Genomic DNA, 7,762 nt, shown 5'->3' on the forward strand with positions numbered 1-7,762 from the left:
ACTATTTTGTCAACCTACAGGTTGACACTTTGCCCAGTGTGGACTCGCTTGATCAGGTGCCTTGCCTTCTCGATTCGAGCAGCATGCGCGTGCAACCGCTTGTAAACGGCCTGCCGCGAGATGCCCATGGCGGATGCGATCTTCTTCACCGGCCGCACATCGTGGAAATAGTAGAGCGTGAAGCACGCTGCATCTTCGGGATGATCGTCAGCCAGCGCATGCACGGCCATATTGAAGAATTGCATTTCCGGCACGAGATCCGCATCGGGTTCGACGCCGGCGCCCGTGCGCGGCTGGAACTGTGCGAGCAGGCTGCGTGGCAGCGGCGGAGCAAAGAAGCGACGCGTGCGACACCACTGGCCGTATTGCAGGCAAAGCGCGTGCAAGTCCTGTTCATTCATCGCCCTCGGTCTCCAGTCCAAGCATTCGGTCGCGGTACGGTGCCCATCGGTCGTATGCAGCATTGAAATATCCTCGCTTCTCTTCTCGGGTAAGTCGGTGTCCCTGGTCATATTCGCCATGGCATGTGAAGCACGCCGGAACTGTAAGTTTGTCGGGGGTCTTGAGCCCCATTCCCTTTCCTTCGTTGCGGTGCGCCGGCACCACGGTTTCCTTGTCGCCGCAGCAGATCCCGGGTATCTGCAAGTAGCACGGCTGGCCCGCGCACGCGGCAAGCGCCGCCATGTCATGGCCTACTCGCTTCTTACGGGCCTTGCGCTTGAACGTCGTTCCCTTGAGTGCCGCCCTGCCACTGAACGGGCTTAGCGCCGCTGACGCTGCGCGCTTGAACCCCGTGCGTGTCATAGGCTTCTTTCGTTGCATTACGCTTGTCGCTCTCGCTTTTGAATCTCTCGCCGGATGTACCATTCGGCCTTCCTGAGATCCTCGATCGCATCATTCTTCAAATCGGCACGCCAGATGTACTTGATGGCGTTCCCAAGGTTGAAGCCCATATGCTCAGTAATCGTGATGCACTCGACGCCGCTCGGATGTTGCGTGTAATGCGCCGGCTGATTCACTACATCGACTGCCCCGGGTTTCGATCTCGGCGGGCTCCCCGCCATTTGGCCCTTGGGGCGGTACCCGGCGCTCATCGCACTTCCTCGCACAGGCGTTGGTGCGAAAACGCATATACGCCATATGCCTTGAGGCGCTTCCATTTCGGTCGGTAGGCGGCACCTGCAATCGATAGCCTCGGCGCCGGGGAGGCGAAATGCGTGGCATCGACGTTCGAAGTTGAGCGGATGTCGGTCTTCGGAGTGGTGATCGCGAGGCTGAACTCATCCGCACGCAAGCCACTTCGCTTGACCAGCAGCCCTTCGGCCACAAGCTCATCTATCAGCCTCACCACCAAGCGCTTCGAACCCTCGCTTAGATCGACAATGGCTGGCCGCGTGTACCACTCGCCCTTATCCAGGCAATCCAGAATCACGTTCTTCATTTGATCTCCGTAATCGTCAATCCCTTGGCGGCCATCAGGTGTCGCTTCAGCCGGTACTCGGCCGTCAGGTGCCCCTTCACGTCCTCAATCACTTCCTCGCTGCTGCGCAAGTAGACGAAGTCGGCCACGTAGTAGCGCGCTGGTCGCTTGCGACCTTGAATCACCACCGCCGGAGCGATCTCAAACCGAACCTGGCGCCGCAACCCCGAAATCAGGCCCTGCTCCTCCTGCCCCTTCAGGGCTACCCAGCGTGCGGCCTCGCGGCGACTATCGAACTTGATCCCTTCGACCTCGCACTTCTCGTTGCGATACTTGGGAGGCTTCTTGGTCACCATACCCAGCAACGGCGCCGTGAGAGGTGCCGGCGCAGGCGAGGCCAGCACTGCGGCCGTCGCCCCAATCTGTGCGCGGATGCGGGCGGTGCCCACACGCCCGTTGCTCACGGCGTCCTCCGGAAACGTCAGCCCCTTTCTGGTCACTTGCCTTTCTCCCGTAGGTGGGCGATGTACGCCCTCAGTTCCTTTTCCTGCCTTTCCGCTACCTCGTCGCCATAGCGCCGCCGCACCGCAGCGATAAAGGCACTCGCCACATTGCCGTGCCCTGCGAGCGCCGCCCTTGCCGCTTCCTCGAAGCGCCGCCAGCACTCGGCTTGAGTCACGCAATCAGCCTCAAAGGCTCGCTTGAGCGCGCAAGCTGCGGCATGTCGGCACCGGTTATCCGCGTGTATCCCACCAGCGGCGTATCGCTGCCACCATCCACAACAGCGCGGGCCGCGTCAGCGTTACCGATCAGAACCGGCCCCTGCGACTGAAATCCCGCTCGCGTGTTCGTGGTCTCTGCGATACCAATCAGCAGCGGCGGGTATTCCGGCACTTGGCTGCGACCTCGATACCCGCGATACCGGTTCACGAACTCGTTCTTCACGAACGGCCATTCCGATTCGTCTTTCGTGCCGAGCGAGACCCAACCGCCCATCTCGAAGACCACCCGGTGAATCAGCGCGTCATCGAATGCCACCGATGCATACGTGCCAACCTCGCGAATGGCCTTGTCGACCTTGTGCCAAGCAAGTAGGGCAGAATCCTGCGTAGAGCCCTGGAGCATCTTCACGACATCGGCAGGCTTCGGCAGGAATTGGCCGGCGTCCGGGTTTGCGGCATGGCGCCCAAGTGCGTCGCTCACAGCCGCCAAGTCGAATACCTGCATTGCTCCCCACCACACCTGACCGACGAATTCCGAGTAGTCCTGGCGGTAGAAGGCGTAGACGTTGCTGATGAGCGCGAAGAACTCAGTCGAATCGGTCGGCTTCATGCTGGCGCTCCCGACATCACGCGCGCGGCCTGTGCCGCTGCAATTTCACGGTTGCGCTGCTCAAGCTGCTCCTGCTTGTTGAGCCCAGACCCGGCAGCCGGCGGCGAACGTCCATCAGCGTTTTGCAGCCAAGCTGCCTTGAATCCAGCCCACCCGGCCTTAACTGCCGCCTCCACCGCCGCCGGTGGCGTCAGCCCCGCCTTCTCGGCCTCGGTGGCGATGTCGGCCCATGCCGTCGGCGTGAGCGGCAGTCGCTTCGCCTTTCGAATCGTCAGCCAGTCCTTGGCGTGCTGCCGGTCAACACCTTCGGCGACCAGGTCTTTCTCGCCCAGCGGCTTCGCCACATCGGTGCTGCCAGAGGCATCAGCACCGCGCTTGCGCGAGTGCGTTATGTCTTTCTTCTGCTCTTCTTCTGTATCTGTATCTGTATCTAAGCCCGTTACGGATTCGTTACGTAACGCGTTACTGCTTTCGTTACTTTTCCCGTTACTGCCCGCCTCACCCGCAGTTGACTGACTCTTCTGGCGATGGCGCCGCTGGCGCTCCGCATTTGTAGGGTCAGCATCACTGCGCATCTGGCGCTTGTCCCAGGCCAACGGTTGCCAACTGTCGTCAATCAGGCCAGCGGCGACAAGGCGCTCCTTCACCGCGCCGATCACGTCATGATTGATCCACAAGCGCTGCGCGACGATGCGGGTCATAAGCTCTGGCGCACACTCGTTGTCGAGCGTGCCGTCACCCTTGAGTGCCAGTAGGCCGATGAAGTGGCGCTGATCTTCGAACGCCAGGCTGATGAGCTTCGGGTCGTTGAGAAAGTCCGTGTACATCCGGAACCACGGCATCTTGTTGGCGCTCACTGCTCACCCCCTACGTTGACGCGGAACTGCGTCACGCCACGGCGAATCGGCGCCGTCGTGATGTGGCCTGCCGCTTCCAGTGACTTGATCGAATCGCGCACGGCGGACTCGGACATGCCGCAATCACGCGCCAGGCGGCTGACCTTCGGTGACGACTCGCCCGTCGACATGACGGCGTGGTGGCTCAGCGCCAGCAACACGATCTTCTCGGTGTGGCGAAGCTCAACGCCCCACGCTTGATTGACTCGATGTGAACTCATCGAAGGCTCCTTAGTGGTCGCACGGCAGCGCACCGTCGGGATTCTTCGCCGCCCCACAGCTACCGCAGATGGCAGGCTTCGGCGCGGCAACGTGGTCGGTATGGATGGTCAGCGTGCCGTCCTTGCGGATCTGCCACGCGCCGCTCGCCGCGCGAATCGATTCAATGTCGGCGCGGTAGTACGGCCCATCGACCGTTGCCGCAGTCTTGATGGTTTCGCAGCTCATTCGGCCATGCCCTCCAGACGTGCAGTGATGCTGAACAGGACTTGCGCGTGGTTGAAGATCCGCCCTTTCACACGAGCGACCTCCGATTGCTCGACGCGGCCGTCGTCGAGCGTCTTGACGATCTCGTTGCCCACCAGGCCATGCGTCGCCCATGCCTTCGCCATCAGCTCGACAATCGCGGAGTCACAGCACTCGGCAAGCTGCGGGATCTTCACCAGGGCGTAACCACGCTGCTCGGCCCATGCTTGGAGAATGCGGTCGTCGTCCGTCACATCCGTCGCCTTCACCGCTTCGTTCAGCGTCAGGTGATGCGTGTCGTTGTTCGGATTGACCTTGTTGCGCAGGACGGCCGCCGACATGCCCAGACGCGGCGCGAGCGACTCGCTACCGCCGGGATAGTCGTGAACCAGTGCATGTGCCGCGTCGGTGATGTTCATGTGCGTGTTCCTCGAACGTTTTTATTTGCTTCTCAGGCCGCTACGATGGCCTCATGAAAACTGCTAAATCTGGCGAGTCCCCCGACGGTGCTAAGCTGTGCGCTCATCACTTCGTACAACACAACATCCATCGGGGGTCTCATGATTACCGAACAATTCAAAGCGAAGGACGATCAGGGGAATGTCTATCTGGTGCTCGTGCATCAAAAAGCGATCAACGCGGGTTCGATGGACGGAGCAGGCGTCGTCTATGGCTTAAAGGACTACAAGCTCTCCGACGGACGCACGCTGAGTCGCCTCAGCGATACAACGTTCTCAATCCTGCAAACTGGCCTTCAGATAGAGCGGGTCTAACGCCCCCGGACTTCTCTTTCACGCGAAATCGACTCCAATGTCGTAACGTCGATTTCGCGGCCGTACTTCTCTGCCAGGTAGCGCCAAAGCGAGATTTCGAGCGCTTCCGGAATAACCACGCCGCCGATTTGAAGCGAGGCGGCGGCGTACTCGACTTTTGCGGTACCGGCGATAGCCAACGTGAGTGCAACCTCTGCTTGATCGCCGGCGACAATCCGAGTCGTCACGCTTTGCACTCGCGGAATTCGCACGCCATCAACTTCGACGTGTCCACGGCCGGTGCCGTCAACTTCGATGCTCACCTTCGCGGCGTTGGTCATTTCTGCTCCATTCGATCTTTGATGAAGAGGCGCATGTTCACGCCGATGGTGTCTTCGAAGTGCTCCAGCGAGGCCTGCTCGATGAGCCGCCTCTTGATGCGGCGTCGCGGATTCGTAGTCTTCAGGCGCAATTTGCCGTTGATGCGTTCGAACCGGCTCTTTCGCTTCGCCTCACGTACATCGCGAGGCAGTTGCTTCTCGACCTCGCGCTTCTTCTGTTCCCACAACTCATTGGGATCGGTCATTTGGTCCTCACCAGGCTTTGACGGAACTCATCTTTGAGAGCAGCTCCGACCATGCGCCAGAATTCGTCCTTGGACTTTTCCAGTTCGGAGATCAGCGTCCACTCTTTGCTGTCCTCGAACATGGTTTCGCTGAAAGTGATCGCCAGCGCTCGCGCCAGCATCGATGCTCGAATCGGCGATACGCCGTCAATGCGAGTGATTGAGGCCCTGAATTCCTCAAGCGCCGCCCAGACTCGGTCAAATTCGCGAGTTACCGTTCGGAACGCTTCCTGCTGGGTGCCGCGCATATCGATCGGCTCTTTCACTTGCTCTCTCCTGAAGCGCCGCCAGCTAGTTTTCCTGGCGCGTCGGTTCTTGGCATTTCCCCCGCCGCGACGCAGCAGCGCTCATATAGATCCTTGAGCGAAAGGGCCAGGCGATACGATGGCCGCTTCTTACCAAGGCGCCCGCTCTGAATCTCGGAAATCGTGGGTTGCGAGCAGTCGGCCGCGCGCGCGATGTCCACTTGGCTCATGCCAAAGCGTTTCAGTTCAAGGGTGATGAATTGGAGATCCATGTCGACAAATATAGGTTTGCCGATGTTTAAAGTCAATAGGCAAACCGATGTTAGTTTGTATAAGAATGCCTATATGACACCTAACACCACATTCGGCCGACGACTCCGCGACGCAAGAAAAGCAGCGGGCCTTACGCAGAAGGAATTGGCGGACAAGATCGGACTTAAGCAGGCAACGATCTCTGAACTCGAGAATGACGAGTACAGCGGTTCTGCCAAGGCTGCTGCCATGGCAGAGGTTCTCGGCGTGTCCGCTTTGTGGCTGGCCGAAGGTAAGGGAAAGCGCGAGGTGCGCGAAACGACTAAGGGAAGCTACGACGAAGCGATCGCGGCAGCGAGCGCTGGGGCGAAAGATTTGATTGATGCGATTCTGAAGGCAGACCGCGCAGGAGAGCCGTCGTCGACCTTCACTTTGATACTACGAATGATTCCTCAGGACGGCGAGCCGGTAGGTAGGCTGAATCCGTAACCTCATCCTCTTCGCTCGCGCGCTGACCGCCGACGGGCTCCAGCGCCCAATCATCAGCGATCATCGAGCGCGCGACAACAAGGTGGCAACGATCTTCGCTTACCGAAAACGCAGGGCCATCCAATAAGTACACGAGCCATTCGGTCGCTGAATATGCCCTGCGAATGAACACCAGCCTACCTTCCAGCAGTTCGTTCCATGCTTTTTTGATTCGCGCTAAGTCTCCAGGCTTGCAGCGCAACTTAGGTTGAGACTGATGCATCGTAGAAGCCTCGGTGCGATTATTACTGTTTATTTGTACAGTAGTTTCGCCCGATAGATTGCGTCGTGTCAACCATGTAGTGTGGACTAGCTGAAGTCATTCGGAGTGTTGCATGTGGCAGTTCCTATTCATCGCGTTCATTTTCGTAACCGTCGTCGCGTTCTTGAAGCTCAACCAGAACAGTCGCAGGCACGCATCGATTGATCTCTCCAAAAAATTGAGCACGGGAGACGACTTTCGATTCCCCATTGTCGGCGAATCGTCATATCAGGCGGCGATACGTCATGCCGTGAGTCAGGAAGGGAGACACATTCCTTTACGCCTCGTTCCTGAGGACACCAACCCATATGACCATCATGCAGTAAAAGTGGTCTATCGCGGCACTACTATGGGCTATCTATCTCGGCACGATGCCCGTTCTCTCCGACAAACGGTTTCCGACCTTGGCCATGAATTCACCGATGTGGATTGCCATGGCCTAGCGTTCGGCGGCACACCAGAAAAGCCAACGTTCGGCATCTGGTTGAACATTTCCATCCCGAAAGCGTAACGAAACCGCCCCACCGAACAGCCCCAAAATTGATTCTCGTATAAAAATATCGGTTTTCCTATTGACACAAATAATCGGCTTGCCTATATTTGAATCCAACGCAGCACATCGCCGCGCCACCGGCCCAGCCGGATCGCCCTTTAACAATTCGTCCCAATGCCGATGTTGCTCACCCGCCTATGTTGGGTGTTCGTCCGGCTCAATCGCATCTGCGGGCACGGCCGCAGCGCTGCGCGGTGTCTCTACCGTATCCAGTCCGCCAAAGCGCGGTTCACGGTGAACAGGGTGAGGCGTAGACGGCCAAGAACAGCAACGGTTATGCCGGTTGGAATCCCGGTGCAGTACGAATTACCCAGCAGTGCGCCGGCAGGCGTTAGCGCCGCCCGCGCACTGCGAAGCTGTACATGAGGCGGCTTTCTTCCGAGAGCCGCGCCATATACACGAGGAGAGAAACCATGCAGGAATTGCAAAACG

The 7,762-nt window shown here is 58.9% G+C and carries 18 protein-coding genes; 3 read left to right on the forward strand and 15 right to left on the reverse strand.

Annotated elements, in window-relative coordinates; genetic code table 11:
- Positions 1-14: 14 nt before the first annotated feature.
- Genes PBR20603_RS21855 through PBR20603_RS21905 form a run of 11 tightly spaced genes read right to left on the reverse strand, consistent with a single transcriptional unit; the run spans position 15 to position 4,532 of the window.
- A complete protein-coding gene (locus tag PBR20603_RS21855; RefSeq protein WP_150561551.1) occupies positions 15-464 on the reverse strand; it encodes an RNA polymerase sigma factor in 450 nt (149 codons plus the stop codon).
- Positions 394-867, reverse strand: a complete 474-nt coding sequence (locus tag PBR20603_RS24525) for a nuclease domain-containing protein (protein WP_343041978.1) — start codon at positions 865-867, stop codon at positions 394-396. Before PBR20603_RS24525 ends, PBR20603_RS21855 begins: the two co-directional genes overlap by 71 nt.
- Positions 822-1,094, reverse strand: a complete 273-nt coding sequence (locus tag PBR20603_RS21865) for a DUF3310 domain-containing protein (RefSeq protein WP_217425987.1) — start codon at positions 1,092-1,094, stop codon at positions 822-824. The genes PBR20603_RS24525 and PBR20603_RS21865 overlap by 46 nt, the downstream gene beginning before the upstream one ends.
- Complete coding sequence (locus tag PBR20603_RS21870; protein ID WP_150561553.1) at positions 1,091-1,441, reverse strand: hypothetical protein; 351 nt, start codon at positions 1,439-1,441, stop codon at positions 1,091-1,093. Before PBR20603_RS21870 ends, PBR20603_RS21865 begins: the two co-directional genes overlap by 4 nt.
- Positions 1,438-1,920: a DUF1064 domain-containing protein gene (locus tag PBR20603_RS21875; RefSeq protein ID WP_246174927.1), complete on the reverse strand. Its 483-nt coding sequence runs from the start codon at positions 1,918-1,920 to the stop codon at positions 1,438-1,440. The genes PBR20603_RS21870 and PBR20603_RS21875 overlap by 4 nt, the downstream gene beginning before the upstream one ends.
- Entirely contained in the window at positions 1,917-2,099 is a 183-nt protein-coding gene (locus PBR20603_RS21880; protein WP_150561554.1) for a hypothetical protein, read from the reverse strand. The genes PBR20603_RS21875 and PBR20603_RS21880 overlap by 4 nt, the downstream gene beginning before the upstream one ends.
- The gene (locus PBR20603_RS21885; protein WP_150561555.1) at positions 2,096-2,752 is read right to left on the reverse strand and encodes a DUF6475 domain-containing protein; all 657 of its coding nucleotides are present in this window, start codon (positions 2,750-2,752) and stop codon (positions 2,096-2,098) included. Before PBR20603_RS21885 ends, PBR20603_RS21880 begins: the two co-directional genes overlap by 4 nt.
- Complete coding sequence (locus PBR20603_RS21890) at positions 2,749-3,609, reverse strand: hypothetical protein (RefSeq protein WP_150561556.1); 861 nt, start codon at positions 3,607-3,609, stop codon at positions 2,749-2,751. Before PBR20603_RS21890 ends, PBR20603_RS21885 begins: the two co-directional genes overlap by 4 nt.
- Positions 3,606-3,869, reverse strand: a complete 264-nt coding sequence (locus tag PBR20603_RS21895) for a helix-turn-helix domain-containing protein (RefSeq protein ID WP_150561557.1) — start codon at positions 3,867-3,869, stop codon at positions 3,606-3,608. The genes PBR20603_RS21890 and PBR20603_RS21895 overlap by 4 nt, the downstream gene beginning before the upstream one ends.
- A 10-nt stretch (positions 3,870-3,879) precedes the next feature.
- Complete coding sequence (locus PBR20603_RS21900; protein ID WP_150561558.1) at positions 3,880-4,095, reverse strand: hypothetical protein; 216 nt, start codon at positions 4,093-4,095, stop codon at positions 3,880-3,882.
- Positions 4,092-4,532, reverse strand: a complete 441-nt coding sequence (locus PBR20603_RS21905) for a phage regulatory CII family protein (protein ID WP_150561559.1) — start codon at positions 4,530-4,532, stop codon at positions 4,092-4,094. Before PBR20603_RS21905 ends, PBR20603_RS21900 begins: the two co-directional genes overlap by 4 nt.
- A gap of 141 nt (positions 4,533-4,673) precedes the next feature.
- Here PBR20603_RS21905 and PBR20603_RS21910 point away from each other — a divergent pair, with 141 nt between their 5' ends.
- Complete coding sequence (locus PBR20603_RS21910; RefSeq protein WP_150561560.1) at positions 4,674-4,886, forward strand: hypothetical protein; 213 nt, start codon at positions 4,674-4,676, stop codon at positions 4,884-4,886.
- Here PBR20603_RS21910 and PBR20603_RS21915 read toward each other — a convergent pair.
- The 4 genes from PBR20603_RS21915 to PBR20603_RS21930 are packed head-to-tail and all read right to left on the reverse strand — an operon-like array spanning position 4,883 to position 6,007.
- Positions 4,883-5,206, reverse strand: a complete 324-nt coding sequence (locus PBR20603_RS21915; RefSeq protein ID WP_150561561.1) for a hypothetical protein — start codon at positions 5,204-5,206, stop codon at positions 4,883-4,885. The two genes, PBR20603_RS21910 and PBR20603_RS21915, sit on opposite strands and share 4 nt — an antisense overlap.
- Positions 5,203-5,451: a hypothetical protein gene (locus tag PBR20603_RS21920; protein WP_150561562.1), complete on the reverse strand. Its 249-nt coding sequence runs from the start codon at positions 5,449-5,451 to the stop codon at positions 5,203-5,205. Before PBR20603_RS21920 ends, PBR20603_RS21915 begins: the two co-directional genes overlap by 4 nt.
- On the reverse strand, positions 5,448-5,756 hold the full coding sequence (locus tag PBR20603_RS21925) for a hypothetical protein (RefSeq protein WP_150561563.1): 309 nt from the start codon (positions 5,754-5,756) through the stop codon (positions 5,448-5,450). The genes PBR20603_RS21920 and PBR20603_RS21925 overlap by 4 nt, the downstream gene beginning before the upstream one ends.
- Positions 5,753-6,007, reverse strand: a complete 255-nt coding sequence (locus PBR20603_RS21930) for a helix-turn-helix domain-containing protein (protein WP_150561564.1) — start codon at positions 6,005-6,007, stop codon at positions 5,753-5,755. The genes PBR20603_RS21925 and PBR20603_RS21930 overlap by 4 nt, the downstream gene beginning before the upstream one ends.
- Here PBR20603_RS21930 and PBR20603_RS21935 point away from each other — a divergent pair.
- Together PBR20603_RS21935 and PBR20603_RS21940 are read left to right on the forward strand one after the other, a co-directional pair.
- Positions 6,006-6,476: a helix-turn-helix domain-containing protein gene (locus PBR20603_RS21935; RefSeq protein ID WP_246174928.1), complete on the forward strand. Its 471-nt coding sequence runs from the start codon at positions 6,006-6,008 to the stop codon at positions 6,474-6,476. The two genes, PBR20603_RS21930 and PBR20603_RS21935, sit on opposite strands and share 2 nt — an antisense overlap.
- A 374-nt stretch (positions 6,477-6,850) precedes the next feature.
- Positions 6,851-7,288 carry an HIRAN domain-containing protein gene (locus PBR20603_RS21940; protein WP_150561565.1) on the forward strand — a complete coding sequence of 146 codons (438 nt, stop codon included), beginning with the start codon at positions 6,851-6,853 and terminating at the stop codon, positions 7,286-7,288.
- Positions 7,289-7,762 lie beyond the last annotated feature (474 nt).

The organism is Pandoraea bronchicola, from assembly GCF_902459805.1.
GTDB classification, from domain to species: Bacteria; Pseudomonadota; Gammaproteobacteria; order Burkholderiales; family Burkholderiaceae; genus Pandoraea; species Pandoraea bronchicola.